General features: G+C 67.6%; 26 protein-coding genes. 6 read left to right on the top strand and 20 right to left on the bottom strand.

Annotated elements, in window-relative coordinates:
- Positions 1-12: 12 nt before the first annotated feature.
- From dnaG to dusB, 3 genes are read right to left on the bottom strand one after another with little or no spacing between them, the layout of a single operon-like run.
- Entirely contained in the window at positions 13-1878 is a 1866-nt protein-coding gene (gene dnaG, locus ACLKOY_RS01360) for a DNA primase (RefSeq protein WP_436452110.1), read from the bottom strand.
- Positions 1878-3272: a deoxyguanosinetriphosphate triphosphohydrolase gene (locus tag ACLKOY_RS01355; RefSeq protein WP_436452109.1), complete on the bottom strand. Its 1395-nt coding sequence runs from the start codon at positions 3270-3272 to the stop codon at positions 1878-1880. Before ACLKOY_RS01355 ends, dnaG begins: the two co-directional genes overlap by 1 nt.
- A complete protein-coding gene (dusB, locus tag ACLKOY_RS01350) occupies positions 3262-4416 on the bottom strand; it encodes a tRNA dihydrouridine synthase DusB (protein WP_363570056.1) in 1155 nt (384 codons plus the stop codon). Before dusB ends, ACLKOY_RS01355 begins: the two co-directional genes overlap by 11 nt.
- Before the next feature lie 59 nt (positions 4417-4475).
- On the opposite strand from dusB, the gene ACLKOY_RS01345 reads away from it, so the two are divergent.
- On the top strand, positions 4476-4970 hold the full coding sequence (locus ACLKOY_RS01345) for a glutathione peroxidase (RefSeq protein WP_140037308.1): 495 nt from the start codon (positions 4476-4478) through the stop codon (positions 4968-4970).
- Positions 4971-5009: 39 nt separating this feature from the next.
- Positions 5010-5795 (top strand): phosphotransferase, encoded by a 786-nt coding sequence (locus ACLKOY_RS01340; RefSeq protein WP_436452108.1) that lies wholly within the window; start codon positions 5010-5012, stop codon positions 5793-5795.
- Here ACLKOY_RS01340 and ACLKOY_RS01335 read toward each other — a convergent pair.
- On the bottom strand, positions 5792-6484 hold the full coding sequence (locus ACLKOY_RS01335) for a DsbA family oxidoreductase (protein ID WP_363570052.1): 693 nt from the start codon (positions 6482-6484) through the stop codon (positions 5792-5794). The two genes, ACLKOY_RS01340 and ACLKOY_RS01335, sit on opposite strands and share 4 nt — an antisense overlap.
- A 53-nt stretch (positions 6485-6537) precedes the next feature.
- On the opposite strand from ACLKOY_RS01335, the gene ACLKOY_RS01330 reads away from it, so the two are divergent.
- The gene (locus ACLKOY_RS01330) at positions 6538-7149 is read left to right on the top strand and encodes an AAA family ATPase (protein WP_436452107.1); all 612 of its coding nucleotides are present in this window, start codon (positions 6538-6540) and stop codon (positions 7147-7149) included.
- Here ACLKOY_RS01330 and ACLKOY_RS01325 read toward each other — a convergent pair.
- Together ACLKOY_RS01325 and recO are read right to left on the bottom strand one after the other, a co-directional pair.
- Positions 7089-7892, bottom strand: a complete 804-nt coding sequence (locus ACLKOY_RS01325; RefSeq protein WP_436452106.1) for an isoprenyl transferase — start codon at positions 7890-7892, stop codon at positions 7089-7091. The genes ACLKOY_RS01330 and ACLKOY_RS01325 overlap by 61 nt on opposite strands.
- Entirely contained in the window at positions 7889-8635 is a 747-nt protein-coding gene (recO, locus tag ACLKOY_RS01320) for a DNA repair protein RecO (RefSeq protein WP_042537620.1), read from the bottom strand. Before recO ends, ACLKOY_RS01325 begins: the two co-directional genes overlap by 4 nt.
- Before the next feature lie 34 nt (positions 8636-8669).
- Here recO and ACLKOY_RS01315 point away from each other — a divergent pair, with 34 nt between their 5' ends.
- On the top strand, positions 8670-9365 hold the full coding sequence (locus ACLKOY_RS01315) for a trimeric intracellular cation channel family protein (RefSeq protein ID WP_436452105.1): 696 nt from the start codon (positions 8670-8672) through the stop codon (positions 9363-9365).
- 85 nt (positions 9366-9450) lie between these two features.
- Here ACLKOY_RS01315 and leuA read toward each other — a convergent pair whose 3' ends face one another.
- Positions 9451-11205: a 2-isopropylmalate synthase gene (gene leuA / locus ACLKOY_RS01310; protein ID WP_436452104.1), complete on the bottom strand. Its 1755-nt coding sequence runs from the start codon at positions 11203-11205 to the stop codon at positions 9451-9453.
- A 197-nt stretch (positions 11206-11402) separates the two neighbouring features.
- On the opposite strand from leuA, the gene ACLKOY_RS01305 reads away from it, so the two are divergent.
- Positions 11403-12041: a hypothetical protein gene (locus ACLKOY_RS01305; protein WP_436452103.1), complete on the top strand. Its 639-nt coding sequence runs from the start codon at positions 11403-11405 to the stop codon at positions 12039-12041.
- Here ACLKOY_RS01305 and ACLKOY_RS01300 read toward each other — a convergent pair.
- From ACLKOY_RS01300 to hrcA, 12 genes are read right to left on the bottom strand one after another with little or no spacing between them, the layout of a single operon-like run.
- Complete coding sequence (locus tag ACLKOY_RS01300; RefSeq protein WP_436452102.1) at positions 12038-12988, bottom strand: quinone oxidoreductase family protein; 951 nt, start codon at positions 12986-12988, stop codon at positions 12038-12040. The two genes, ACLKOY_RS01305 and ACLKOY_RS01300, sit on opposite strands and share 4 nt — an antisense overlap.
- Positions 12989-13003: 15 nt before the next feature.
- A complete protein-coding gene (locus ACLKOY_RS01295; protein ID WP_436452100.1) occupies positions 13004-13462 on the bottom strand; it encodes a hypothetical protein in 459 nt (152 codons plus the stop codon).
- 23 nt (positions 13463-13485) lie between these two features.
- Positions 13486-14469 carry a hypothetical protein gene (locus ACLKOY_RS01290; RefSeq protein WP_436452098.1) on the bottom strand — a complete coding sequence of 328 codons (984 nt, stop codon included), beginning with the start codon at positions 14467-14469 and terminating at the stop codon, positions 13486-13488.
- The gene (locus ACLKOY_RS01285; protein WP_436452097.1) at positions 14459-14986 is read right to left on the bottom strand and encodes an RNA polymerase sigma factor; all 528 of its coding nucleotides are present in this window, start codon (positions 14984-14986) and stop codon (positions 14459-14461) included. Before ACLKOY_RS01285 ends, ACLKOY_RS01290 begins: the two co-directional genes overlap by 11 nt.
- A gap of 51 nt (positions 14987-15037) precedes the next feature.
- Complete coding sequence (era, locus tag ACLKOY_RS01280) at positions 15038-15934, bottom strand: GTPase Era (protein WP_436452095.1); 897 nt, start codon at positions 15932-15934, stop codon at positions 15038-15040.
- Positions 15927-17222: a hemolysin family protein gene (locus ACLKOY_RS01275; RefSeq protein WP_436452094.1), complete on the bottom strand. Its 1296-nt coding sequence runs from the start codon at positions 17220-17222 to the stop codon at positions 15927-15929. Before ACLKOY_RS01275 ends, era begins: the two co-directional genes overlap by 8 nt.
- The gene (gene ybeY / locus ACLKOY_RS01270) at positions 17219-17677 is read right to left on the bottom strand and encodes an rRNA maturation RNase YbeY (protein WP_140037322.1); all 459 of its coding nucleotides are present in this window, start codon (positions 17675-17677) and stop codon (positions 17219-17221) included. Before ybeY ends, ACLKOY_RS01275 begins: the two co-directional genes overlap by 4 nt.
- A complete protein-coding gene (locus tag ACLKOY_RS01265) occupies positions 17674-18807 on the bottom strand; it encodes a PhoH family protein (RefSeq protein ID WP_375137370.1) in 1134 nt (377 codons plus the stop codon). Before ACLKOY_RS01265 ends, ybeY begins: the two co-directional genes overlap by 4 nt.
- Positions 18764-19111, bottom strand: coding sequence for an HIT domain-containing protein (locus tag ACLKOY_RS01260; protein ID WP_140037324.1), 348 nt, complete (start codon positions 19109-19111; stop codon positions 18764-18766). Before ACLKOY_RS01260 ends, ACLKOY_RS01265 begins: the two co-directional genes overlap by 44 nt.
- A 45-nt stretch (positions 19112-19156) precedes the next feature.
- The gene (locus ACLKOY_RS01255) at positions 19157-19885 is read right to left on the bottom strand and encodes a 16S rRNA (uracil(1498)-N(3))-methyltransferase (RefSeq protein WP_436452093.1); all 729 of its coding nucleotides are present in this window, start codon (positions 19883-19885) and stop codon (positions 19157-19159) included.
- Positions 19886-19899: 14 nt separating this feature from the next.
- Positions 19900-21015: a molecular chaperone DnaJ gene (dnaJ, locus tag ACLKOY_RS01250; RefSeq protein ID WP_140037326.1), complete on the bottom strand. Its 1116-nt coding sequence runs from the start codon at positions 21013-21015 to the stop codon at positions 19900-19902.
- Between the two features lie 39 nt (positions 21016-21054).
- Complete coding sequence (gene hrcA / locus ACLKOY_RS01245) at positions 21055-22086, bottom strand: heat-inducible transcriptional repressor HrcA (protein ID WP_436452092.1); 1032 nt, start codon at positions 22084-22086, stop codon at positions 21055-21057.
- 90 nt (positions 22087-22176) lie between these two features.
- On the opposite strand from hrcA, the gene ACLKOY_RS01240 reads away from it, so the two are divergent.
- Positions 22177-23592: a carboxylesterase/lipase family protein gene (locus tag ACLKOY_RS01240; protein ID WP_436452091.1), complete on the top strand. Its 1416-nt coding sequence runs from the start codon at positions 22177-22179 to the stop codon at positions 23590-23592.
- 33 nt (positions 23593-23625) lie between these two features.
- Here ACLKOY_RS01240 and hemW read toward each other — a convergent pair whose 3' ends face one another.
- The gene (gene hemW, locus ACLKOY_RS01235; RefSeq protein ID WP_436452090.1) at positions 23626-24843 is read right to left on the bottom strand and encodes a radical SAM family heme chaperone HemW; all 1218 of its coding nucleotides are present in this window, start codon (positions 24841-24843) and stop codon (positions 23626-23628) included.
- Positions 24844-24848 lie beyond the last annotated feature (5 nt).

The following is a 24848-nucleotide window of genomic DNA, read 5'->3' as shown; positions in this document are numbered from 1 at the left end:
TGACTGCCGCCGTTACGACTCGGCGAACCGCTGACGCTCGACGTCGATGTCACGAAGGCGCATCCGCAGCGCACGCCCGCCGTCGGAGTCCGCCGGAACCCGCTGCACCGCTCCGAGGAGCTCCTGCTTCTCGTGCTCCAGAATGCGCATGATGAGTCGCTTGGCGAGGTCGGTCGTCGAAGCGACGGCGCCTTCTTCGTTGCGCGCCGGGAACGGCGTCATCAGCAGTTCGCCCGCGAGCGACCGATAGGGCTCGCGAACGGAGTTGACCGTGTCCGTCACCCAACCGGCTCGAGTCCGATCGGATGCCGAAGCGACCGCCTCACGCACCGCATCCAGCCCCGGTGTGCGGAACGGCGCGCTGAGCGCCCGCGTGAGCAGTTCCTGATCGATCTGATGTCCGTACTGCAGAGCCCCCATCAGAGCATCTCGTTCCACGGCCGCATCCGCAGTGCGCGGCAGGCTCGCGAGGGTGACCGGCGCCATGCCCGGCGTGCCGGAAGCGGAGTCACCAGCGCTCTCGTGCCTGGCCGGCTCGTGTCTCGACGTCTGAGATCCCCCGCGCGCTGCGCGCTCGACCTCGTTGCGCACCTCGGTGGGGTCCATGCCCAGTCGCCGGGCCAGCACGCGCTCATAGCCGGGTCGCAGCAGACGATCGCGGATCTCGGCCACGATCGGCGCCGCCGCACGAAGCGCGCCCACACGACCCTCGACCGTCGAGAGGTCGAATCCGCTGAGCTTCCTGTCGATCGCGAACTCGAACATCGGCTGCTTCGTCTCCATCAGCGAGCGCACGGCGGCATCGCCGCGCTGCAGTCTGAGGTCGCACGGGTCGAGCCCGTCGGGCGCCACCGCGACGAAGGTCTGGGCGTTGAAGCGGTCGTCCTCCGTGAAGGCCCGGAGAGCCGCCTTCTGCCCGGCCTCATCGCCGTCGAAGGTGAAGACGACCTCTCCTGAGGCGTTGTCGTCGCCCATGACGCGACGCAGCACCTTGATGTGATCGGTTCCGAAGGCGGTGCCGCACGTCGCGATTGCGGTCGTGAGCCCCGCGAGGTGGCAGGCCATGACATCGGTGTACCCCTCCACCACCACGACCCGACGAGGGTCGCCACGAGAGATGTCTCGCTTGGCGAGATCGAGACCGTAGAGGACCTGGGCCTTCTTGTAGATCGGAGTCTCGGGGGTGTTCAGGTACTTCGGGCCCTGGTCGTCGTCGAACAGCTTGCGCGCGCCGAACCCGATGGTCTGACCCGACACGTCGCGGATCGGCCAGACGAGACGGCCGCGGAAGCGGTCGTACACACCGCGCTGCCCGGTCGACACCAGACCGGCGGCACTCAGTTCGTCGCGGGTGAACCCCTGCGCGGTGAGAGCCTTCAGCATCTTGTCCCACCCGCGCGGTGCGAAGCCGACACCGAAATGCGCAGCAGCACCCGCGTCGAATCCCCGCTCGCCGAGAAAACGGCGTCCTGCCTCGGCGTCGGCGGTGAGCAGCTGCGCCCGGAAGTACTCCGCGGCGGCGGTGTTGGCGGCGTACAGGCGGCTGCGCCCACTCGTCTCCGGAGCCGACCCGCCGTCCTCATAGTGCAACGCGTATCCGATGCGGCCCGCGAGACGCTCGACCGCCTCGGTGAAGCTGACGTGGTCCATCTCGCGGAGGAACGAGTACACGTCGCCCGATTCTCCGCAGCCGAAGCAGTGGTAGTAGCCGACCTGCGGCCGCACGTGGAAGCTCGGACTCTTCTCGTCGTGGAAGGGGCACAGCCCCTTGAGAGAACCGACACCTGCGGACTTCAGGGCGACGCGCTCTCCGACGATGTCGGCGATGTTCGTGCGGGCCTTGACCTCGTCGACGTCGGCCTGGCGGATGCGGGGCATCAGCCGGCCCCTTCGACGACCGCCTGCCGCGGCGTGTGCTCCCGCACACCGGGCCGCGCGTGACGTGGTGTCCAGATGCCGACCTCTGCGGGGTCGATCTCGCCGACCAGCCTGTTGTGCCAGTCGATCGCGCTCTGATCCGTGAGGCTCGCGATCTGGTCGACGATCACCCGTGCGCGTTCGGCATCCGTCGTCGCGGCGACGAAGTCGGCGGAGAAGGCGGGCTCGAGCACATCGGCGCCTGCCGACCAGAGGGTGTCGGTCGACCACAGCGCATCGGCGAGGCGCTTGAGCACGCGGCGCTGCTCTTTGTAGACGCCCTTGCGGGCCTCGATCGTGACGATCGCCTGGCCCATGATGCCCTTGAGGACAGCGATCTCGGCCTCGATGACGCGCGGCACGACGACGTGCGCGTTGTAGCGCACGAGGGCCGGGCCCGCATACGCCTCGCGCGTGGCCGATACGGCTGCGCGCGCGAAGCGACCGATGAAGTCACTCGTGAGGTTCTTGAGCCGAGCGAGATCCCGACGAGAGCGGTCGAACGACTGCAGCCACATCGGCTGAGACGACAGACGGTAGAGAGCATCGGCGAGCTCATCGCGCGTGAAGTCGTAACCCACCCACTGCTGGATGCGGTCGATCAGCGCCTCGTGCGCCTGCGGGTCGGCGAGCTGGGAGACGTCGACGTAGCCGTTGAGGATCGCATCTTCGAAGTCGTGCACCGAGTAGCCGATGTCGTCGGAGAGATCCATGATCTCGGCCTCGATGCAGCGCCGCCGCCCCGGAACACCGTCGCGCATCCAGCGGAACACGGCTTCGTCTTCGGGGTACACGCCGAACTTGAGGCGACCGCCCGGATCGGGCACCGGGCTGTCGACGGTCCACGGGTACTTGCAGGTCGCGTCGAGGCTGGCCCTGGTGAGGTTGAGGCCGACCGACTGACCGTTGTCATCGATGGCCTTGGCCTCGAGCCGCGTCAGGATGCGCAGGGACTGCGCGTTGCCTTCGAAGCCGCCGATCGGCTCTGCCCACTCGTTGAGCGCACGCTCGCCGTTGTGACCGAACGGAGGGTGCCCGAGGTCGTGGCTGAGACAGGCGGTGTCGACGACATCGGCTGAGACACCGAGCGCGGTCGCGAGTTCGCGTCCGACCTGAGCGACCTCGAGCGAGTGAGTCAGGCGGTTGCGGGCGAAGTCCGCCGTGCTCGCGGGGCTGAGCACCTGCGTCTTGGCCGCCAGACGTCGAAGAGCCGCGGAGTGCAGCACGCGCGCGCGATCGCGGGCGAAGTCGTCGCGTTCGGATCGATGGGTCTCGGCGAAGAATCGCTCGGCGTCGCGCGGGTCGTATCCGTCCGAGCGACCGCGCCCCGGGTATGCCTGAGGATCAGCCGCCACTGTTCTCGATCTCCGCCCCTCGCATCATCTCGGATGCCGATGCCGCGAGCTCGCGCGACTCCAGCCATTTGTCCGGCAGCGCCGGTCGCTTCGGACGTCCGGATCGACCGCGCTGCCCTTCGGCATCCGCACCGGGATAGGGAGCCGTGTGATCGAGCTGGCCGAGCAGTTCGTCGATCTCAGCGAGGCTCGATGCGGTCGCGAGCCCGGTGCGGATGTCGCCGCCCACCGGGTAGCCCTTGAAGTACCAGGCGACGTGCTTGCGCACATCGCGGCATCCGCGATCCTCGTCTTCGAAGAACTCGACCAGCAGTTCGGCATGACGGCGGAAGGCATCCGCCACGAAACCGAGAGTCGCGTCGACCGGGTGGGATTCGGCACCGAACGCCGCGGCGAGCTCGCCGAAGAGCCACGGGCGACCGAGGCACCCGCGTCCGACGACCACGCCGTCGCAGTCGGTCTGCTGCATCATGCGCACGGCGTCGTCGGCCGACCAGATGTCGCCGTTGCCGAGCACCGGGACGCTCGTGACCGCCTGCTTGAGCTCGCCGATGGCGTTCCAGTCGGCGAAGCCGGAGTAGAACTCGCTCGCCGTGCGCGCGTGCAGCGCGATCGCCGAGACACCTGCGTCTTCGGCGGCGCGACCCGCATCCAGGTAAGTGAGGTGGTCGGGATCGATGCCCTTGCGCATCTTGATGGTCAGCGGCACATCGCCTGCTGCCTTGACCGCCTGCGTGACGATCTGCGAGAACAGCGTGCTCTTCCACGGCAGGGCTGCTCCCCCGCCCTTGCGGGTGACCTTGGGCACCGGGCAGCCGAAGTTCAGATCGATGTGGTCGGCGTGGTCTTCGGCGACGATGATGCGGACGGCCTCAGAAATGGTGTGCGGGTCGACGCCGTAGAGCTGGATCGACCTCGGAGTTTCGGACTCGTGGTGGCGGATCAGTCGCATCGTCGTCTCGTTGCGCTCGACCAGCGCCCGCGACGTGATCATCTCGCTCACATACAGCCCTGCGCCGTACTCGCGGCAGAGGCGACGGAAAGCGGTGTTGGTGATGCCGGCCATGGGTGCGAGCACGACCGGTACGTCGAGTGCGATCGGACCGATGTTGAGGGTGCGAGCGGAGGCGGTGGCGAGAGTCATGGCCCTCCCATTCTCCCAGACATGGAGCCGGTATCGGCGCACCGACCTAAGCTGTGAATATGACCGATCCCGCAGTCCGTTCCATCCCCTTCACAGACGCCGACGGCAACGAGAAGACGATCGACGATCTCGGTGCCGACGTCGTGCTCGTGGTCAACGTCGCCTCCAAGTGCGGCCTCACCCCGCAGTACGAGCAGCTCGAAGAACTGCAGCGTCTCTACGGCGACCGCGGGTTCAGCGTCGTGGGGTTCCCCTGCAACCAGTTCTTCGGTCAGGAGCCGGGTTCGGTCGATCAGATCATGGAGTTCTGCTCCACAACCTACGGCGTGACCTTCCCCATCAACGACAAGGTGAAGGTCAACGGCAAGAACGCCACCGAGCTCTACAAGACGTTGAAAGAGACGCCGGATGCGGGCGGCAAGGCCGGCCGTGTCGAGTGGAACTTCGAGAAGTTCCTCGTGCTGCCCGATGGCGAGGTCGTGCGCTTCCGCCCGAAGCAGAAGCCGAACGACCCCGAGATCGTCGCAGCGATCGAAGGCGCGCTGACTCGCTAGAACGCCGCGTGGTTCCCGCCGGCTGGATAGTGTCGGTGCATGGACGACGAGCAGACGCTGTCCGGCGGGAATGCGAGCGGCACCGTCACCCGAATCGGCGATACAGTCCGCAAGCAGTGGACCGCCTCGACGCCGAGCGTTCATGCCTTCATGACACATGTGCGAGAACGCGGTGTCGATGTCCCGACGCCACTAGGTCAGGACGAGCAAGGACGCCAGCGCATCGAGTTCGTACCGGGGCCGCTCGCGATCGACGCCGGGCCGCTGAGCGCAGACGGGTTGCGGCGCGTCGGTGCGATCGTGCGGGCGATACACGACGCAAGCGAGACGTTCTCTCCCCCGGCTGATGCGCGCTGGGATACCGCGATCCCTGCGCCGGATGCGCAGATCATCTGCCACAACGACCTCGCGCCGTGGAATCTCGTCCTCGGAGACCGGTGGGTCTTCATCGACTGGGATGCCGCGGCACCGAGCAACCGTCTCTGGGACCTCGCCTATGCGGCTCAGGCATTCACGCTCTCGGCGGTCGACGTCGCGCCGGAGGTCGCAGCCGAGGGCCTTCGTTCCTTCGTCGACGGTTACGGCGCCTCTGCCGAGCTCAGGAACCGGCTGCCCGCGATGATGCACCGACGCGCCGCAGCGATGCTCGAGCTGCTGACCACCGCGCATGCAAAGGGCCGCGAGCCGTGGTCATCCGTGTTCGCGGATGGCCACGGCTCGCACTGGTCTGCAGTCGTCGGCTACGTCGGCACGAATCAGCAGACCTGGTTCGACGCGTTGACCGCGCCGCTGTCCGCTTCCGCTCCGGCGGAGTCTGACCGCTAGACCGCGGCGGTCTCGCTCTCGGCCTCTGTCTCGCCGCGCTTGGCCCAGAGGTCGCGCAGTACGTTCTCGAAAGCTGCGGGCGGCTGGGCGCCGCTGATGCCGTACTGGCCATCGATCACGAAGAACGGAACGCCCTGGATGCCGTAGGCCTGGGCCTGCGCCTGATCCTGACGGACATCGGCCAGGTGACGCGCCGAGACGAGAGCCTCACGTGTGTCGTCGGGGTTCAGCCCCACCTCGACCGCGAGCTCGACCAGGTCGTCGATGCGACCGACGTGCTTGCCCTCGGTGAAGTATGCGGACATGAGTCGCTCCTCCATCTCGTGCTGCACGCCCTGCTCCTTCGCGAAGTGCAGCAGCTCATGCGCCTTCACCGTGTTCGTGTGCTGCAGCAGGTCGAAGCGGTACTCGAGACCGGCGTTCTCGGCGACACCGGTGACATGCGAGAGCATCTGCTCGACCTGCTCACGAGGCATCCCCTTATGACCGGCGAGGAAGTCGATCTCATCGCCGTCGAAGTCGACAGGAGTGTCGGGCGAGAGCTCGAACGAGTGGAAGGTGATGTTCACCTGCGGGGCGTCGTCGTCGCCGGCGACGGCTTCGAGTCCCTTCTCGAGGTTGCGCTTGCCGATGTAGCACCAGGGGCAGGCGATGTCGGACCAGATGTCAATCGAGATGGCTTCACTCACACTGACATCCAACCGCATGCACCTATGGGCTATTCCGTCGGTAGGATTCTCGGATGCTCTCCGCCGCCGATCCGCTGCCGTTCAGCCCGGAGCGAGTACTGATCGCTGGTGTCACCGGATCGGGCAAGACGACGCTCGCGCGGCGCGTGGCTGAGCTCTGGGATCTGCGCCACGTCGAGATCGACGGCCTGTTCCACGGCGAGAACTGGACTCCACGCCCGTCCTTCCTCGATGACGTCCGCGCCTTCGCTGCCGAGGACCGCTGGGTCACCGAGTGGCAGTACACGAGCAAGGGCACCGACGAGATCCTCGCTCCACGCGCCCACGTCGTGCTCTGGCTGGACTATCCCTACCGCGTGGTGCGCACGCGTCTGCTGCGGCGGACGATCGGGCGCAGTGTCCTGCGCACCCGGATGTGGAACGACAACGTCGAGAAGCCGATCTGGAAGATGTTCCGGGGTGATCCCGAGGAGAACATCATCGCCTGGCAGACGAAGACTCTGTATAAATGGGCGGAACGGATGCCGGAGGTCACCGGCGACCACCCGCACCTCACGATCGTGCGCCTGCGGCACCCGCGCGAGACGGAGAGTTGGCTGCGTGCTCAGGCGGAGGCGTCAGGCGTATCGATCGCCCCACCGAAGCGACGGTCACGCGACAGGTAGACCTCGATGGCGCGCCACAGCTCCTCGCGCGAGAAGTCGGGCCAGAGCGTGTCGAGGAACACCATCTCGGCATACGCCGCCTGCCAGAGCAGGAAGTTGGATGTGCGCTGCTCGCCCGAGCTGCGCAGGAACAGGTCGACGTCCGGCATGTCGGGCACGTAGAGGTTGCGACGGATCATCTTCTCGGAGATCGCGTTGGGCTTCACTCGACCGGCGGCGACATCGGCGGCGATCGACCGCATCGCGTCGACCAGCTCGACACGTCCGCCGTAGTTCACGCACATGGTGAGCGTGAGCACGTCGTTGTCCTTCGTGAGCTGCTCGGCATATTGCAGCTCCCTGATGACGCTGCCCCACAGCCGGGGCTTGCGGCCGGCCCAGCGGACTCTGACGCCCCACTCGTTGAGCTGGTCGCGTCGGCGATGCAGGACATCGCGGTTGTATCCCATGAGGAAGCGCACCTCGTCAGGGGAGCGCGCCCAGTTCTCGGTCGAGAACGCGTAGACGGAGAGGTGCTTGACCCCCGCCTGAATCGCACCGGCGACGACGTCGAGAAGCACCTCCTCCCCTGCCTTGTGCCCTTCGACACGGCTGAGACCCCGACGGTTGGCCCAGCGGCCGTTGCCGTCCATGACGATCGCGACGTGCTCCGGAACCGATCGGAAGCTCGGCGGATGGATGCCCGTCCAGTCAAGTGGGCGATACGCCACGGCATCCTTGTGCGTGTAGGGCTTGGGACTCACCGTGCTCCTTCTCGGGGGATGTCGGCCACCAGGTGCTCGAGCGAACGGATGCCGCGCTCCAGGTGCCATTGGGCGTAGGCGGCGACGAGGCCGGATGCCGCGGCGTTGTCGGCGTGCGGAGCAGCATCGATCGCCTCCCACTCACCGGCCATGAGCGACCGCAGCAGCGACAGGGTCTTCTCTGCGACCTTCGGGCTGCCCGCCGGCGCGCAGTTCGGGCACACGGCCCCGCCGAGCTGTCCGACGAAGTGCGCATGGGGCCCCGGAGTGGCGCATCGCGCGCAGTCGCCGAGCGACGGAGCCCACCCGGACAGCGCCATGACGCGCAGCAGATAGGAGTCGAGGATGCTGCGGGGCGAATGCTCGCCCCGAGACAGCGCACGCAATCCACCCACGAGCAGCAGATACTGATCGGGCGTCGCCTCGGAATCGCTGAGCCGGTCAGCCGTCTCGACCATCGCATTGGCCGAGGTGAATCGGTCGTAGTGCGCCGCGATGTCAGACCCGTACGACCCTAGCGACTCTGCCTGCTGCACGATGTCGAGCGTGCGCCCCTGATACAGCTGCACATCGGCGACCATGAACGGCTCGAGACGCGAGCCGAACTTCGACGACGTGCGTCGCACGCCCTTCGCGACCGCGCGGATCTTGCCGTGCCGCCGAGAGAGCATCGTGACGATACGATCGGCCTCACCCAGCTTGTGGGTGCGCAGGATCACCGCTTCGTCTCGGTAAGTGGGCACCTTTCGATTATCCTCCGTGCGGGAGAATAGAGGCGTGACCGAACCGCTCTTCATCATTCCGCTCTGGGCGGACCTGCTCGGCGTCGGTCTCGGAGGTGTCCAGGGCGCGATGTTCGCCTCGGGATTCCAGGGCCAGCGACGCCTCGACTGGCTCGGTGTCGCGATCATCGGCATCATGATCGGCATGGGCGGCGGCCTCATCCGCGACATCCTGCTCGGGCAGACCCCGGCCACGCTGCAGAACCAGTGGTATCTGGTCACCGCGGGCGGCGCAGCTCTCTTGGGAATGCTGCTGGCGGGACTCTTCAGCCGCCTGAACACGGTGATCGTCGTGCTCGACGCCGTGGTGATCGGCATGTTCGGCGCCTTCGGCACCAGTAAGGCGCTCGCCTTCGGCATCCCCGAGGTTCCTGCCGTCTTCATCGGCGTGTGCGCGGCCGTCGGAGGCAGCGTGCTCCGCGACATGCTCATGGGGCTGCCGACCGCGATCATGCACGTCGGTTCGCTCTATGCGGTCGCCGCCGGCGCCGGCTGCACGTTCATCGTGATCGCCGTGGCACTGGGCATGCCCATCACGATCGCCGCCGTGGTCGGCATCGCCGTGACCACCGTGATCCGCATCCTCGCCGTCACCTTCGATGTCTCGCTCCCCGAGCAGCGCCGCATCTACCGCCGCAAGGTGGCAGCCGAGACCGGCGTGATCCCGATCATCAAGCCCAGCGCCGAGTGAGCGCAACTGCTCGGCCCGTCGTGCCGTGGCAGACGAACGCCCCGTCCGATGCTGAGATCGGGCGGGGCGTTCGTGCGCACCGAGGTCAGACCGCCGCGAGCTCCTGCTGACGCGTGCGGATCGAGCGGTTCACGCCCGAGACGATCGCCTTGAGCGATGCGGTCGAGATGTCGCCGTCGATGCCGACGCCCCACAGCCGCTGGTCGCCGACCTGCAGCTCGACGTAGGCCGCGGCCTGCGCGTCGCCACCGGCGCTGAGAGCGTGCTCGACGTAGTCGTAGACCGTGATGTCGAAGCCCTGACCGCGCAGCACTTCGACGAACGCCGCAACCGGACCGTTGCCGTTGCCGGAGACCGCCACCTGCTGATCGTCGTCGCGCAGGACGACGTCGAGCACGACGTCGCCCGACATGTCGCTGCGGGTCTGTGTGGCCAGCAGCTCGAAGCGGCCCCACTTGGCTGCCTCATCGGCCGCCGGCAGGTATTCGTCGTTGAAGATCGACCAGATCTGCTCGCTGGTGACCTCGCCGCCCTCGGCATCGGTCTTGGTCTGGACGACACCCGAGAACTCGATCTGCAGCTTGCGCGGCAGGTCGATCGCGTGGTCGGCCTTGAGCAGGTAAGCGACACCTCCCTTGCCCGACTGCGAGTTGACGCGGATCACGGCTTCGTACGAACGGCCGAGGTCCTTCGGGTCGACCGGCAGGTACGGCACGGCCCACTCGATGTCGTCGACCGTGACACCCTCGGCCTCGGCCCGGGCGGCCATCGCCTCGAAGCCCTTCTTGATCGCGTCCTGGTGCGATCCGCTGAACGCGGTGAAGACCAGATCGCCGGCCCACGGGCTGCGCTCGGGCACCGGCAGCTGGTTGCAGTACTCGACCGTGCGCTTGACCTGGTCGATGTCGCTGAAGTCGATCTGGGGGTCGATGCCCTGCGTGAAGAGATTGATGCCCAGCGCCACGATGTCGACGTTGCCGGTGCGCTCGCCGTTGCCGAACAGGCAGCCTTCGATGCGGTCGGCGCCGGCCATGTACCCGAGCTCGGCGGCCGCGATCGCAGTGCCGCGGTCGTTGTGCGGGTGCAGCGACAGGATGACGTTCTCGCGGTGAGCGAGGTTGCGGCTCATCCACTCGATCGAGTCTGCGTAGACGTTCGGCGAGGCCATCTCGACGGTCGCGGGCAGGTTGATGATGACCTTGCGATCGGGAGTCGGCTCGAAGACCTCGATCACCTGGTTGCAGACATCGACGGCGAACTCGAGCTCGGTGCCCGTGTAGCTCTCGGGCGAGTACTCGTAGTAGACCTTGGTGTCGGGAATCGTCTTCTCGTACTGACGGCACAGGCGCGCACCCTCGAGGGCGATGTCGATGATGCCCTGCTTGTCGGTGCGGAACACGACCTCACGCTGCAGCACGCTCGTCGAGTTGTAAAGGTGCACGATCGCCTGCTTCGCGCCGGCGATCGACTCGTAGGTGCGGGCGATCAGGTGCTCACGCGCCTGGGTCAGCACCTGGATCGTGACGTCATCCGGAATCAGGTTCTCTTCGATGAGCTGACGGACGAAGTCGAAATCGGTCTGGCTGGCCGAGGGGAACCCGACCTCGATCTCCTTGTAGCCCATGCTGACGAGCAGCTCGAACATGACGCGCTTGCGCTCGGGAGACATCGGGTCGATGAGCGCCTGGTTTCCGTCGCGGAGATCGACTGCGCACCAACGGGGAGCCTCGGTGATGCGGGCGTCAGGCCACGTGCGGTCGGGCAGGTGGACGGAGATCTGCTCGTGATACGGCCGGTACTTGTGGATCGGCATCGCGGACGGGCGCTGAGTGTTCTGCATGATGGGGCTTCTTCTCTTCGTCAGAAATGTGAACGGGCCAACACAAGCGCCGCGACGAGGAAGGCCCTAGCTTTAGGACTCGTCGCGGCAGCTAAGAAGAAGCAGACCGCCGAAAGGCATGCGGCCATGGTAGCAGGGATGCAGAAGCCGTCTGACTCGCCGCTGAGACGATCGACCGACACGAGACACTGTCAGGTATGAGCACATCGCGCAGTCGCATGCTTCTCGCAGCAGCAGCCCTCCTGGGCGTGCTCGGTCTCGCCGCGTGTTCCACCGGCCCCGGCTCCTCGCCCGCACCCCCGAGCTCGGGACCGCCCGCGTGGGAGGCCGCGAATGTGGCGCCTCCGGAAGGACGCGTCATCGGCACCGGCACGGTTCTGGACGTCGCCGGTGAAGCTCAGCTGTGTCTCGGGGGCGTCGCCGAGTCGTACCCACCCCAGTGCTCGGGGATCCCGCTCGAGGACTGGACGTGGGAAGGTGTCGACGGCAGTGAGACCAGTGCCGACACCACCTGGGGCAGCTACGCCGTCTACGGCACCTTCGACGGTGAGCGCTACACCGTCACCGACCCGCCCATCATGCTCGCGCTCTACGATCCCGTCCGGCCGGAGGACCCAGCAGGCGGTGTCGACGGCACGAGCTCCGAGGCAGATCTCATCCGCGTGCAGGACGAGCTCTCGGCCTCGTTGGGCCTCGATGCCCTCTCGCTCTGGATCGAGCGTGGCTATGTCTGGGTGAATGTCGTCTGGGATGACGGCACGCTGCAGGATGCGGTGGATCAGGCGTACGGCGACGGAGTCGTCATCGTGACGTCAGCTCTGCGCGAGATCGACTAGGACGACGGGATGAGCGCGAGCTTGCCGCCGGGGTGGCCGCCGGCGAGCAGCGAGAGCGCGGCAGGCGCGTCTTCCAGCGGGAAGGTGCGCGCGACCGGAACGACGAGGTCTCCATTCTGTGCGAGCGCGATGAGCTCACCACGAACACCGTCGCGGAAGCGGGCGCTCGCGGGCATCGAACCGGCTATCGCGAGGATGCCGTCGGAGTCTGCCCTCGCGGAGGCGGCGATCGTGACGATCCGCGAGCGGTCCCCTACGAGCCCCAGAGAGACATCGATGGCCTCCTGCGTGCCGACGGCGTCGAGGGCAGCCGACACGCCTGCCGCTCCGGCAGCCTCTCTGACCCGCTCCGTCAGACCGGGACCGTAAGGCACGGGGACTCCCCCGAATCGACGGACGACATCGAAACGCTCAGCACTCGCCGTGCCGATCACCCGGATTCCTCTCAGCGCGGCCTGCTGCAGCAGGCTCACGCCGACCGCGCCTGATGCGCCGTGCAGCAGGATCGTCTCGCCAGGTGCAGCGCCGGTGACCCAGAGCATCTCAGCCGCCGTGGTGCCGGCCAACAGCAGGTTCGCCGCCTCCGGGTGCGAGAGAGTCGTCGGCTTCGCGAAGACCTTCGCGGCGGGGACGGTCAGCTCGGTCGCGTATCCCCCGCGGACGCGGAAGGCGATGACCTCGTCACCCACCGCCGCCTCACCGGATCCGACACGGGTGTCCGCCCCGATCGCGCTGATCCTGCCCGAGACCTCGTAGCCGATCGGCACCGGGAGCTGCGCCCCTGAGCGGGCGGACGCGACATGCTTCGCGTCTGCCGGGTTCACACCCGCCGCGCGGACGCGGATCGTGACCTCGCCGGGGCCGGGGCGAGGAACCTCGTACTCGACGAACTCCCACGTGTCAGGGGCACCCCAGGACGATGCGATCCAGTGCTGTGCGAGTGTCATGCCGTGACTCTATCCTCAGAGCACGCAGCGGACGTTGGTCGAGGTTCCGTTGACGTTGGTCCAGCCTCCCGCGGGGGCGGTGGCCAGCACCGTCGCGCCGTTGCGCGCCTGCGCGAATCCCCCCGAGCGCGCGTCCGCCAGCGACCTCACCGGGAAGGATGTCGGGATCGCGAGGATGCCACACGTGCTCCAACTCAACCGTGCCCCGGTGAGCGCCGTTCCGGTATAAACGCACACCAGACCCGTCGTGCAGCTGCCCACGGCGGCAATAGACACGGCTCGGACGTGAGCACCGACGACGAGCTCCATGCCCAGCTCGGGCCAGACGGCGTGCCGCGAGTCGACGACGACTCCGCCAGGGACCTCTGCCATCACCTCGAGGATCAGCGGTGCGATGCGATCCCCGTCGTCCACCGCAGGGGCCGCGACTGCAGGACCCCCGAGCATGAGGGCCGCGAGGAGACCGGCGGCCACGGCGGGAAGTATGCTCCGTGATCTCATCTCACGAGTTCCTCATCGACGTCCCACATCGTGTACGAGATGATCGCGCCACCGGCTATCAGGTCGTTCGCGATGAGGTTGGTCCGCTCGACACCGACGATCCTCCCCGTGTCGAGGGACAGGAGCACGACGTCACTCGCAGCGCCGTCCGACGTGATCACTCGCAGTCCTGCGACCTGTCGTCCCAGGCGGTCGGTCGTGGTGCCGAGCGCCTCCACCCCGTCCGCATCCGCGAGGACATCGAGCACCTGCGACTCCTGGGCGTTCGTGAGGGTCCAATACTCGAGCACCGCTGTCGCGGCGGCGACGACCTCGGAGCCCGTCGGATCCGTCGGCATCCCGAACGCGGTGAGAACGGCGGACACCTCCTCACGGGAGTCGCCGAAGACGTCGGGAACGGGGGTCCCCAACTGGCCGGGCTCGATCGACAGATCGACGGTGACCTCACCCGAGCTGCTGATCTCAGCGCCGATGTTCGCGGACGCGTCCGTGGGGTCGTACGGCACCCCCCTCACCGAGACCATCCGCCCCGAGAGGTCGGGCTCCCAGCGAAGAGTGGTGAGCTGCGGGACGACCTTCGTCGCTCCGGTGCTGCCGTTGATGTCGAGTCCCCAGGTCGCCGACCGCACGACGCGCTCCGGCTCGGCGGGGCCCGGCGTCGCGCTCAGCGTCGACCGCGCCGTGTCCAACGTCGCAGCAGTGCTCTCACCACCCGAGAAGTCCAGCGGTGCGGGCGAGCCTGCGACCGCCGCACCCTGTGGAACCAGGACGGCGACGGCGACGACCGCCGCCGCGGCCGCCATCACGACACCCGAGGCCCACCCCAGAGCGCGCCTGCGTCGAGGCCGAGGCTTCGCGGCGGTGCGGATGATCCGGTCTCGAGTCCACTCTGCCGCGGCGTCCGGCTTCGCATCGCGTGGTGTCCTGGCAGGATCGGCCTGCGTGAGGACACGTTCGAGCAGCGCGTCGTCAGTCGACATGATCCCCCCGCCCCTCCAGTCCGAGCTCCGCGCGCAGCTTCACTTGAGCGCGCAACAGCTTCCTCCGCACTCGGACACGCGGGCTGCGCAGCAACTCAGCGATCTCCCCCACTGCGAGCCCATCCCAGTACTTCAGCATGATGATACGCCGCTCACGCCCGCTGAGGGCTCCCAGTGCTGCGAGAACCCTGGCACGCATGGTCAGATCAGGCGGCGCTTCGTCACCCGACACCCCGCCATGCACGGCATCGATGGCCGTGCGCCTCAGGGTCGACCGCGCCGATCGGCCGCTGAGAACCCGATCCGCCGCGCGGATCAACCAGATCCGATCCATCGGCTTCGTCGGGATGAGTCGGGACCACGCCGCGAGAAAGATCTCCGAGACGATCTCGGTGACCTCCGCGGGGTCTTCGACGACACCCTCGACATGATGTCTGACCGCTGCCCAGTTGGCGTCGAAGAGCCGAGTGAAGGCTTCGTTCCTCTGGGTCTCGCGGTTCTCACCGCGGACGCTCATCTCTCTCGTCCGCTGGAGCACCCGATCCGCGTCGCGTCTCGGTGTCGCATGTCAGAAGCCGAGGCGTCCGAGCTGCTTCGGGTCGCGCTGCCATTCCTTCGCGACCTTGACGTGCAGACCCAGGAAGACCCTCGTGCCGAGGAGCTCTTCGATGCCCACTCGGGCACGGCGTCCGACGTCAGCCAGACGCTTGCCCTTGTGGCCGATGATGATCGCCTTCTGGCTGTCGCGCTCCACCACGATCGACGCATGCACATCGGTCAGGTCGGTGCCCTCACGGGGAGCGATGTCGTCGATCATGACTGCGATCGAGTGCGGAAGCTCGTCACGGACACCGTCGAGCGCCGCCTCGCGGATCATCTCGGCGATGCGATCCTCCTCCGACTCATCGGTCGTCACCCCTTCGCCGTAGAGCGCGGGCCCTATCGGCATGAGAGCGAGGACCTCGTCTGCGAGAACCTCGAGCTGGTCGTTCGTGAGGGCAGAGATCGGGATGACAGCGTCCCAGTCCTCGCGCAGCGCGTCGACCTCGATGAGCCGTTCGGTGATCTCGTCGCGCCCTGCAGCATCCGTCTTCGTGACGATGGCGATCTTCTTGGCACGACGGTACCCGTCGAGCGAGGCTGCTATGCGGCGATCGCCCGGTCCGACCTTCTCGGTCGCCGGCACGCAGAAGCCGATCACGTCGACGTCGCCGAGCACCTGCTCGACGAGGTCGTTCAAGCGCTCACCCAGAAGCGTCCGCGGCTTGTGGATGCCAGGTGTGTCGACGATGACGAGCTGTCCCTGGGGTCGGTTCACGATCCCGCGGATGGCCCGTCGGGTCGTCTGCGGCTTCTCGCTGGTGATCGCGATCTTCTCGCCCACCAGCGCGTTCGTGAGAGTGGACTTTCCGACGTTCGGCCGCCCCACGAAGGTCACGAACCCGCTCCGCGTCTGCTCAGTCATCGTTTCCGTCTCTCTCATCTGCGGCGTCTCCCGCGTCGTGTGCCACGCGTTCGACGAACACGGTCGCGATTCCGCGACCTCGCCCTCGAGACGCGCCGCCGGTGAGGGTCAGCCCCTCCACCGTCGCTGTGGATCCCGGTTGCGGGACCTGGCCGAGGGCCTTGCCCAGCAGACCGCCGATGGAGTCCACGTCCTCGTCCTCGAGTTCGAGGCCGAACAGATCGCCGACGTCCTCCAGCGAGAGTCGGGAGCTCACGCGGTAGCGTCCGTCGCCGAGTTCGACGACTTCAGCCGATACCTGATCGTACTCGTCGGAGATCTCGCCCACGAGTTCCTCGATGAGGTCCTCGAGTGTCACGAGACCGGAGATGCCGCCGTGCTCGTCGATCACGAGGCACACGTGCACGGCGTCGCGCTTCATCTGCTGCAGCAGCGTCTCGGCACGCATGGACTCGGGCACGAAGGTCGCAGGCCGCGAAATCGGACGGATGGACGCGGTGCGCCACGCGTTCTCATCACGGAAGGCGAACAGCACGAGGTCCTTCAGATACAGCACTCCGACGACGTCATCGGCGTCGTCATCGACGACCGGCATGCGCGACACACCACGCTGCAGGAACAGCGTCATGGCCTCGCTCGTCGTCGCGGTCGCGTCGACCGTCACCATCTCGGTGCGCGGCACCATCACCGCGCGTACGAACTGATCGGTGAAGTCGAACACCGAGTGGATGAGGTCGCGATCATCAGCCTCGATCAGGTCGTTCGAGGCGGCCTCGTCGACCATGCTGAGCAGTTGCTCCTCGGAGGTGAACGAGCTGCGGCCGCGTCCTGGGGTCACCCGGTTGCCTAGCACCACCAGTCCCTCGGCGAGCGGTCCGAGGATGATGCGCAGCCCGCGGACGATCCGTGCATTCGCGCGGAGCATGCCCTCTGCGTGGTGTCGGCCGAAGGAGCGAGGACTCGCCCCCACCAGCACGAAGCTGATGCCCGTCATAAGCAGGGCCGCGGCGAGCATCGCCCACCAGATGTTGTCGAACAGGATGCTGAACGCGACCGTGACGAGCACGGCGGCGGCTGTCTCGGCGAGCACGCGGATGAACGCGACGGCGTTGACGTGTGCGTCCGGGTCGGCCGCGATCCGCACCAGCTGAGGACCGTTGCGCCCCTCGGCGCCCATCTCCTCGATGTCGGAGCGCGACGTGACCCCGAAGGCGGCGTCGATGGCCGCCATGAGGCCGCCGAACGCGACGAGCAGGACTGCGCCTGCGAGCAGGAGAGCGGCGGTCATCGTCGACGTTCAGCCGCGGCGAAGCCCTGGATGAGCTCCTTCTGCAGTCCGAACATCTCGCGCTCCTCTTCGGGCTCGGCGTGGTCGAAACCGAGGAGGTGCAGCAGTCCGTGCGTGGTGAGCAGGATCAGCTCATCCATCAGCGTATGACCGGCCGCCTGCGCCTGCGCCTCAGCGACCTGAGGGCAGAGGACGATGTCTCCGAGCAGTCCTGGGGCCGTGGGGCGATCTTCGGTGCCGGGACGCAGCTCGTCCATCGGGAAGCTGAGCACGTCCGTGGGACCGGGCTCGTCCATCCACTGCACGTGGAGGGCCTCCATCGCGGCCTCGTCGACGAGGACGATCGCGACCTCGGCATCCGGGCTCACGTGCATCTGCGCCAGGTTGAAGTCGGTCAGGCGCTGCAGCACGGTCTCGTCGACATCGATCGCCGACTCGTTGTTGATCTCGATCATGAGAGTCCTCGTTTCGGCGTACGGTCGCGGGGTCCTGGTCTCTGCGCGCCCCGCCGCTCGGCGCGATTGGCGAACTCCGCCGCCTGCTCCCGCTCGAAGCGCTGAGCCGTGCGGCGCTCGTCGTATTCGCTGTAGGCGTCGACGATGCGACCGACGAGCGAGTGCCGCACGACGTCGTCGCTCGTGAGTCGCGCGAAGTGGATGTCGTCGATGCCGTCGAGCACCCTGGTCACCAGGCGGAGCCCCGAGGATCCCTGCGGGAGGTCGACCTGGGTGATGTCGCCGGTGACGACCATCTTCGAGCCGAAGCCGAGACGCGTGAGGAACATCTTCATCTGCTCGGGCGTCGTGTTCTGCGCCTCGTCGAGAACCACGAACGAGTCGTTCAGGGTGCGGCCGCGCATGTACGCGAGCGGCGCGACCTCGATGGTCCCCGTCGCCATCAGGCGCGGGACGATCTCGGGGTCCATCATCTCGTTGAGCGCGTCGTAGAGCGGGCGCAGATACGGGTCGATCTTGTCGGTCAGAGTGCCGGGGAGGAAGCCGAGCCGCTCTCCCGCTTCGACGGCGGGGCGCGTCAGGATGATCCGTGTGACCTCCTTGCGCTGCAGCGCCTGGACGGCTTTCGCCATCGCCAGGTAGGTCTTGCCTGTTCCGGCGGGACCGATGCCGAACACGATCGTGTTCTCCTCGATCGCGTCGACGTACTCCTTCTGGCCCAGGGTCTTCGGTCGGATGACCTTGCCGCGGGTCGACAGGATCGCCTCGCCGAGCACCTCGCTCGGGCGCGGTCCTCCGTCGTTGCGCAGCAGGCGCGCCGAACTCGTGACGTCGCTCGGAGCGAGGTCGTGGCCGGCCTTCGTCATGGTCATCAGCTCGTCGACGAGGTTCTTCGCCTTGGCTACGGCATCCGCCGAGCCGGTGAGAGTGATCTCGTTGCCGCGCACGAGCACCTGCACGTCGCGGTGCTCCTTCTCGAGCATCCGCAGCAGGCGGTCCTGCGGGCCGAGCAGCTGCACCATGGCGACGCCGTCGGCATAGATCTTCTCGACAGCGGTGTCGGATGCGGTGGCAGGGTCGTTTTCGTCAGAAGCCAACGAGCTTGTTCTCCTCGATATCGCCGAGCACATGGGCGTGCACGTGGAAGACGGATTGGGCGGCGCTCGCGCCGTTGTTGAAGATGAGACGGTACTCGCCGTTGGCATGCTCTGCCGCGAGCTGCTTGGCTGCGGCGACCATCTCGGCGAGAAGCCCCGGGTCGCCCTGAGCGAGCTCGGTGACGTCTCGGTAGTCCTCGGTCTTCGGGATCACGAGGGCGTGCAGCGGCGCCTGCGGGTTGATGTCGCGGATCGCGAACACCCGGCCGGTGTCGAGCAGGATCTCACCGGGGATGTCACCGTTGAGAATGCGCGTGAAGATCGAGGGCTCGGACATGCTCTCAGTCTACTGACCGGAGCATGACCGGGTCCGTAGCCGTGTTCACCAGCGGCCGAGCGCCACCGACAGCACGGCGATGGCGGCAGGACCCGCCGTGGAGGTGCGCAGTACCGTCTTGCCGAGGAGCACCCGTTCGGCGCCGGCGTCGGAGAGCTTCCTGAGTTCGTCGTCGGAGATGCCGCCCTCCGGGCCGACGACCAGCACGAGGTCGCGCCCGTCCGGCTCGAGATCGGACAACCGCGTCGATGCGCTCGGGTCGAGCAAGAGTAGGCGCTGAGACGATGCGCGTGACGCGAGACCTGCAGTCGTCACCGGAGGCGAGACCTCGGGAACCCAGGCGCGGTGTGCCTGCTTGGCGGCCTCTCGGACGATCGTCGACCAGCGTTCGCGTCCCTTCACGGCCTTCGGCCCTTCCCAGCGCGACACGCTGCGGCTGGCCTGCCACGGAATGATCTCATCGACCCCGAGCTCGCACGCCGCCTGCACCGCCAGCTCGTCGCGGTCCCCCTTGGCCAGGGCCTGCGCGAGGATGATCCGCGGGTTCGGTGCGGGTTCTTCCGAGCGGGCCGACACGCGCACCTCGACGCGAGACGGCGACACCTCTTCGGCGACGCCGGTGAGCCACACCCCTGAGCCGTCGCCGACCGTGACCGCCTCACCGACGCGGATCCTGCGGACCACCGCTGCGTGCTTCGCCTCGGCACCGGTGAGCGAGACGAGGTCACCGACCGCGGAATCCGCCGAGTTCTCGACGAGGAAGTGGAGTGCCATGAACGCCGTCCGGATCAGTGAGAACGGAAGCGGTCGCGGAGCTTCGAGAACAGTCCCTGCTGGAACTGCGCCAGCTGCGGGCCCGGCGCCTTAGTCTTCTTCGCGAAGTCCTCGATCAGCGCGCGCTGCGCCGAGTCCAGCTTCGTCGGGGTGACCACCTGCACGCCGACCCGCAGATCGCCGCGCTGGTTTCCCCGCAGCGGAGTGATGCCGCGGCCCTTGATGGTCAGGACGTCGCCCGACTGAACGCCCGAGCGGATCTCGAGATCGACCTCGCCGTCGAGCCCCTGAATGGTGGTCTCGGTGCCGAGGACGGCATCCGGCATCGACACCTCGAGCGTCGCGAGCAGGTCGTCGCCGTCACGGCTGAACGAGGGATGCGGGTTGACGGTGACCTCGACGTACAGGTCGCCGTTCGGGCCACCGGCCTTGCCGACCTCTCCCGACCCCGGGAGCTGCAGACGGAGTCCGGTCTCGACGCCGGCGGGGATGTCGAGGGAGACGGTGCGGCGCGAGCGCACTCGTCCCTGACCGCCGCAGGTGCCGCACGGGTACGGGATGGTCGTGCCGTAGCCTTCGCAGGTGCCGCAGGGCTGAGACGTCACGACGTTGCCGAGCAGGCTCCGCACCTGACGCTGAACGTGGCCGGAACCGCCGCAGATGTCGCAGGTGACGGGCGACGTGCCCTCCTGGCAGCACGAACCGTTGCACGTCTCGCACAGCACGGCCGTGTCGACCTCGATGTCGCGATGCGCGCCGAAGACGACGTCGCCGAGATCGAGGGTCACGCGAACGAGCGCGTCCTGGCCGCGCTCGCGCCGCGAACGCGGACGCGCTCCGCGCCCGCCGCCCTGACCTGCACCGAAGAACGTCTCGAAGATGTCTCCGAAGCCGCCGAAGCCGCCGAAGTCGTTCGCCGCTCCGTCTCCCCCACCCATGTCGTAGCGGCGACGGGAGTCGTCGTCGCTCAGCACGTCGTACGCGTGCGTCACGAGCTTGAACCGCTCAGCAGCGTCTTCACCCGGGTTCACGTCGGGGTGGAGCTGACGGGCGAGGCGTCGATACGCCTTCTTGATCTCGTCCGTGGAGGCGTCGCGAGAGACGCCGAGTACCTCGTAGTGGTCTGCCACAATGGCCCTTCTGCGTGTGCTGTCATCTGGGCGGCCGCGTCAGCGGGCCGCCTCGTCTTCATCGAGCATCCGCGACAGGTAGCGGGCCACAGCCCGTGCCGCCGCGAGATTGCTCGGATAGTCCATGCGGGTCGGCCCCATCACGCCGACGCGCGCCGTGCCGCTCGGGGCGGCGTAGTTGCTGGCGACGATCGACGCCTCACCGAGTCCGAAAGACGCGTTCTCGGTGCCGATGCTGGCTGCGAGGCCGTGCGAGTCGGCCTCCATCTCGCTCATCAGGCGCAGGAGCGTCACCTGCTCCTCGATCGCCTCGAGGATGGGATGGATGCTGCCTCGGAAGTCCTGCTCGCGCCGAGCCAGGGTCGCCGCGCCCGCCATCACCAGACGCTCCTGGCGGAACGCGCCGAGTTCGTCGATGACGATGGTCGCGAGTGCGCGGAGCACCGTGTCTTGCGAGTGCTCATCGTCGGTGAGCAGGGTCTGCAGACGCTCAGCCGCATCACTCACCGCCCGCCCGGTGATCAGGGCCGACAGGCGTGCACGGAGCACGGCCATGTCGGCGTCATCGACGTCGACGGGCAACGGGGCGATGCGCTGCGAGACTCCCCCCGCATCGGTGACGAGCACGATGAGAAGTCGATTCGGCGCGAGCGCGACGAGTTCGAGGTGTGTCAGATGCGCCCGGGCGAACGAGGGGTACTGCGCGAGCGCGACCTGGCCGGTGAGCTGGGTCAACACCCGAACGGTGCGCACCATCAGGTCGTCGAGGTCGGAGGGAGCGGTGAGGAACGACTCGATCGCCGTGCGCTGCGCGACCGAGAGCGGCCGCAGCTGCGCGAGGTGGTCGACGAAGACGCGATACCCCTTGTCGGTGGGGACTCGGCCGGAAGAGGTGTGCGGGGCGGCGATCAGCTCTTCGTCTTCGAGAAGGGCCATATCGTTGCGGATGGTCGCGGCCGACACCCCGAACGAGTAGCGATCGACGATCGATCTGCTGCCGACGGGCTCGTGAGTCTCGACGTAGTCCTGCACGATCGCGCGGAGAACCTGGAGGCCTCTTTCGCTGACCATCGCAACTCCCTCCCTTTGGCACTCACTGGCTACGAGTGCCAATTCTACCCGCCGACGCCGACCACATGCTGATCGCCATACGATGAGCCCATGAGTGTCGCCCCACAGGTCGCCGTGTCCACCGGAATCGTGCGCGGCGAGGTGGTCGACGGCGTCCGCCGGTTCCTCGGCATCCCGTATGCGGCGGCGCCTTTCGGACCCAACCGCTTCCGCGAGCCTCAGACGGCACCGCCCTGGGACGGAATCCGAGATGCCACGGCATTCGGGCCGACCGCGCCCCAGCTTCCGTACCCCGGTGCAATCGGCGATCTGCTGGGCTCGGTCGAGATACCCGGCGACGACATCCTCTCCGTCAACATCTGGGCCCCGAAGGATGCCGACCGTGCCCCGGTCGTCCTCTGGATCCACGGCGGCGCTCTCGAACGGGGCACCGCGGCGCTGCCGCTGTACGACGGCGCCGGCTTCGCACGCGCCGGGATCGTCTTCGCCTCGATCAACTACCGTCTCGGCTCTGAAGGATTCTCCGTGCTCGAGGGCGCTCCCCGAAACCTCGGATTGCAGGATGCCGCGGCGGGCCTCTCCTGGGTGCACAGGGAAATCGCCTCGTTCGGCGGAGACCCCGGGCAGATCACGGCCATGGGCGAGTCCGCAGGCGGAGCTATCGTCGCGGGACTCCTTGCGAACGAGTCGTCTCGGGCGCAGATCGCGCGGGCCATCATCGAGTCCGGGCCTCTCACAGCGCAGACCGAGAAGAAGGCCGGCCGCGTGACCGCCCAGCTGGCGAAGCGGCTCGGCGTCGCAGCCGACCGAGCGGGTTTCGCCGCGGTCTCCTCCGAGCGGCTGCTGGAGGCACGGCGCCAACAGGCCGCAGGGTCGTCTCCGCTCGGTGGCGCCCCCGGGTTCCAGTTCGCGGTGGATGCCGGGTCTCTGCCCCGGTCACCGCACGAGGTCCTCGCCGGCGCCGATGTGCCGCTCCTGATCGGGAGCAACACCGACGAGTACCGGCTCTGGTTCCCGCCTGCCATGCTCGCAGGGATCAGCAGGATGAAACTGCTGCTCGGACGACTCGCCCTGCGGATCCCCCGCCGAGCGGTGGCCGCCTACCGGTCAGCCTTCCCCGGCGCGACCACGGGCGAGATCTTCGGCCAGCTCGCGACCGACATCATGCTGCGAGGGCCACTGACCACGCTCGCCAGAGCGCGCACGGCGCCGACCTACGTCTACGAGTTCGCGTGGCGGAGTCCGGTTCGCGACCTGCGTGCCGCGCACGCGCTCGAGCTGGGCTTCGTCTTCGATCGGCTCGGCGACCCCGAGGCGCAGCGCCTCGCGGGTGCCGATGCACCACAGCGACTCGCCGACGAGATGCATGCCGCCTGGATCTCCTTCATCAAGACCGGCGATCCCGGATGGCCGGTCTTCGGCACGGAGCGGAACACGCGTCTGTTCGACACCGACAGCACCACGGTGCCGCAGCGTCGGACGGAAGCGCTCGACCTGCTTCCGTAACGCGCGTCTCTGCTCAGTCGATTCTCTCTCTGCTCAGTCGGTGAGTTCGCGCACGACGGCGTCAGCGAGCAGACGACCGCGCAGAGTGAGCTGAACTCGTCCGCGCACTGCGGCGGCGGGGTCGACGAGGCCGTCCGCAATCAGGCCGGCGACACGGGGGCGCTTGTCCGGTCGCAGGTCGGCGACCGCGATCCCCTCGCGGATGCGGCTGAGCAGGAGGACCCGCTCCAGCATCGCGGACTCCTCATCAGGGCGCTCGGTGCCGGCTGCCGGAGACTCCGAGGCCGCGAGGCGCTGAGCGTAGGCGGCCGGATGCTTGACGTTCCACCAACGAAGGCCAGCGACATGACTGTGCGCGCCGGGACCGAACCCCCACCAGTCGGTGCCCCGCCAGTACGCGAGGTTGTGTCGCGAGCGCTGATCCACGCTGCGAGACCAGTTGCTGATCTCGTACCAGTCGAAGCCCGCCGCCGCGAGACGCGCGTCGGCGAGCTCGTACATGTCGGCCTGCAGGTCGTCGTCGGGCGCTGGCACCTCGCCCCGCCGGATCTGACGGGCGAGCTTGGTGCCGTCCTCGATGATCAGCGCATAGGCCGAGATATGGTCCGAGTCGAGCGACAGAGCCGCATCGAGCGACGCCTCCCAGTCCGCCAGCGACTCCCCCGGAGCTCCGTAGATCAGGTCGACGCTGACTGCGAGACCCGCATCCTTGGCCGCTGCGACAGCGGTCGTCACGTTCTCCGGCCGATGCGTGCGATCGAGAGCTGCGAGCACATGGGGAACCGCCGACTGCATGCCGATCGACAGCCGCGTGACCCCGGCATCCGCAAGGGTTCGAACCACCTCGGGCGTCACCGTATCGGGGTTGGCTTCCACCGAGACCTCGGCGCCGTCGACGAGCCCGAACGCGTCTGTCGCGGCATCGAGCATCCGGGCGAGGTCACCCGCCGGCAGCAAAGTCGGCGTGCCACCGCCGAAGAACACCGTGTCCATGGGGCGCAGCGTGCCGGCATCCGCGAGCACTCGCCTGGCGAGGTCGATCTCCGTGATCAGCGTCGAGGCGTAATCCTCTTGCTTCGCGCCGCGGAGCTCTCCCGAGGTGTAGGTGTTGAAGTCGCAGTAGCCGCAGCGCACCCGACAGAACGGGACGTGCAGGTACGCGGAGAAGGGCACATCGGCGTCGATCGACAGATCGGAGGGCAGACGGCCGTCGGCCGGTGCCGGATCGCCGAGGGGAAGCGGGCCGGCCATCAGAG

Origin of the sequence: Microbacterium sp. K2 (genome assembly GCF_051365005.1) — a bacterium.
GTDB classification, from domain to species: Bacteria; Actinomycetota; Actinomycetes; order Actinomycetales; family Microbacteriaceae; genus Microbacterium; species Microbacterium foliorum_B.
The sequence above is the reverse complement of the archived record's forward strand: the minus strand, read 5'-3'. Positions and strand labels throughout refer to the sequence as shown.

What these genes read in the sequence shown, in the direction of transcription:
- dnaG (WP_436452110.1), bottom strand. Translation starts at nt 1,878, where the DNA reads ATGCCCCGCATCCGCCAGGCCGACGTCGACGAGGTCAAGGCCCGCACG.
- dusB (WP_363570056.1), bottom strand. Translation starts at nt 4,416, where the DNA reads ATGACTCTCGCCACCGCCTCCGCTCGCACCCTCAACATCGGTCCGATC.
- ACLKOY_RS01345 (WP_140037308.1), top strand. Translation starts at nt 4,476, where the DNA reads ATGACCGATCCCGCAGTCCGTTCCATCCCCTTCACAGACGCCGACGGC.
- ACLKOY_RS01340 (WP_436452108.1), top strand. Translation starts at nt 5,010, where the DNA reads ATGGACGACGAGCAGACGCTGTCCGGCGGGAATGCGAGCGGCACCGTC.
- ACLKOY_RS01330 (WP_436452107.1), top strand. Translation starts at nt 6,538, where the DNA reads ATGCTCTCCGCCGCCGATCCGCTGCCGTTCAGCCCGGAGCGAGTACTG.
- leuA (WP_436452104.1), bottom strand. Translation starts at nt 11,205, where the DNA reads ATGCAGAACACTCAGCGCCCGTCCGCGATGCCGATCCACAAGTACCGG.
- ACLKOY_RS01305 (WP_436452103.1), top strand. Translation starts at nt 11,403, where the DNA reads ATGAGCACATCGCGCAGTCGCATGCTTCTCGCAGCAGCAGCCCTCCTG.
- ACLKOY_RS01300 (WP_436452102.1), bottom strand. Translation starts at nt 12,988, where the DNA reads ATGACACTCGCACAGCACTGGATCGCATCGTCCTGGGGTGCCCCTGAC.
- ACLKOY_RS01290 (WP_436452098.1), bottom strand. Translation starts at nt 14,469, where the DNA reads ATGTCGACTGACGACGCGCTGCTCGAACGTGTCCTCACGCAGGCCGAT.
- ACLKOY_RS01285 (WP_436452097.1), bottom strand. Translation starts at nt 14,986, where the DNA reads ATGAGCGTCCGCGGTGAGAACCGCGAGACCCAGAGGAACGAAGCCTTC.
- era (WP_436452095.1), bottom strand. Translation starts at nt 15,934, where the DNA reads ATGACTGAGCAGACGCGGAGCGGGTTCGTGACCTTCGTGGGGCGGCCG.
- ACLKOY_RS01275 (WP_436452094.1), bottom strand. Translation starts at nt 17,222, where the DNA reads ATGACCGCCGCTCTCCTGCTCGCAGGCGCAGTCCTGCTCGTCGCGTTC.
- ybeY (WP_140037322.1), bottom strand. Translation starts at nt 17,677, where the DNA reads ATGATCGAGATCAACAACGAGTCGGCGATCGATGTCGACGAGACCGTG.
- ACLKOY_RS01265 (WP_375137370.1), bottom strand. Translation starts at nt 18,807, where the DNA reads ATGTGCTCGGCGATATCGAGGAGAACAAGCTCGTTGGCTTCTGACGAA.
- ACLKOY_RS01260 (WP_140037324.1), bottom strand. Translation starts at nt 19,111, where the DNA reads ATGTCCGAGCCCTCGATCTTCACGCGCATTCTCAACGGTGACATCCCC.
- ACLKOY_RS01255 (WP_436452093.1), bottom strand. Translation starts at nt 19,885, where the DNA reads ATGGCACTCCACTTCCTCGTCGAGAACTCGGCGGATTCCGCGGTCGGT.
- hrcA (WP_436452092.1), bottom strand. Translation starts at nt 22,086, where the DNA reads ATGGTCAGCGAAAGAGGCCTCCAGGTTCTCCGCGCGATCGTGCAGGAC.
- ACLKOY_RS01240 (WP_436452091.1), top strand. Translation starts at nt 22,177, where the DNA reads ATGAGTGTCGCCCCACAGGTCGCCGTGTCCACCGGAATCGTGCGCGGC.
- hemW (WP_436452090.1), bottom strand. Translation starts at nt 24,843, where the DNA reads ATGGCCGGCCCGCTTCCCCTCGGCGATCCGGCACCGGCCGACGGCCGT.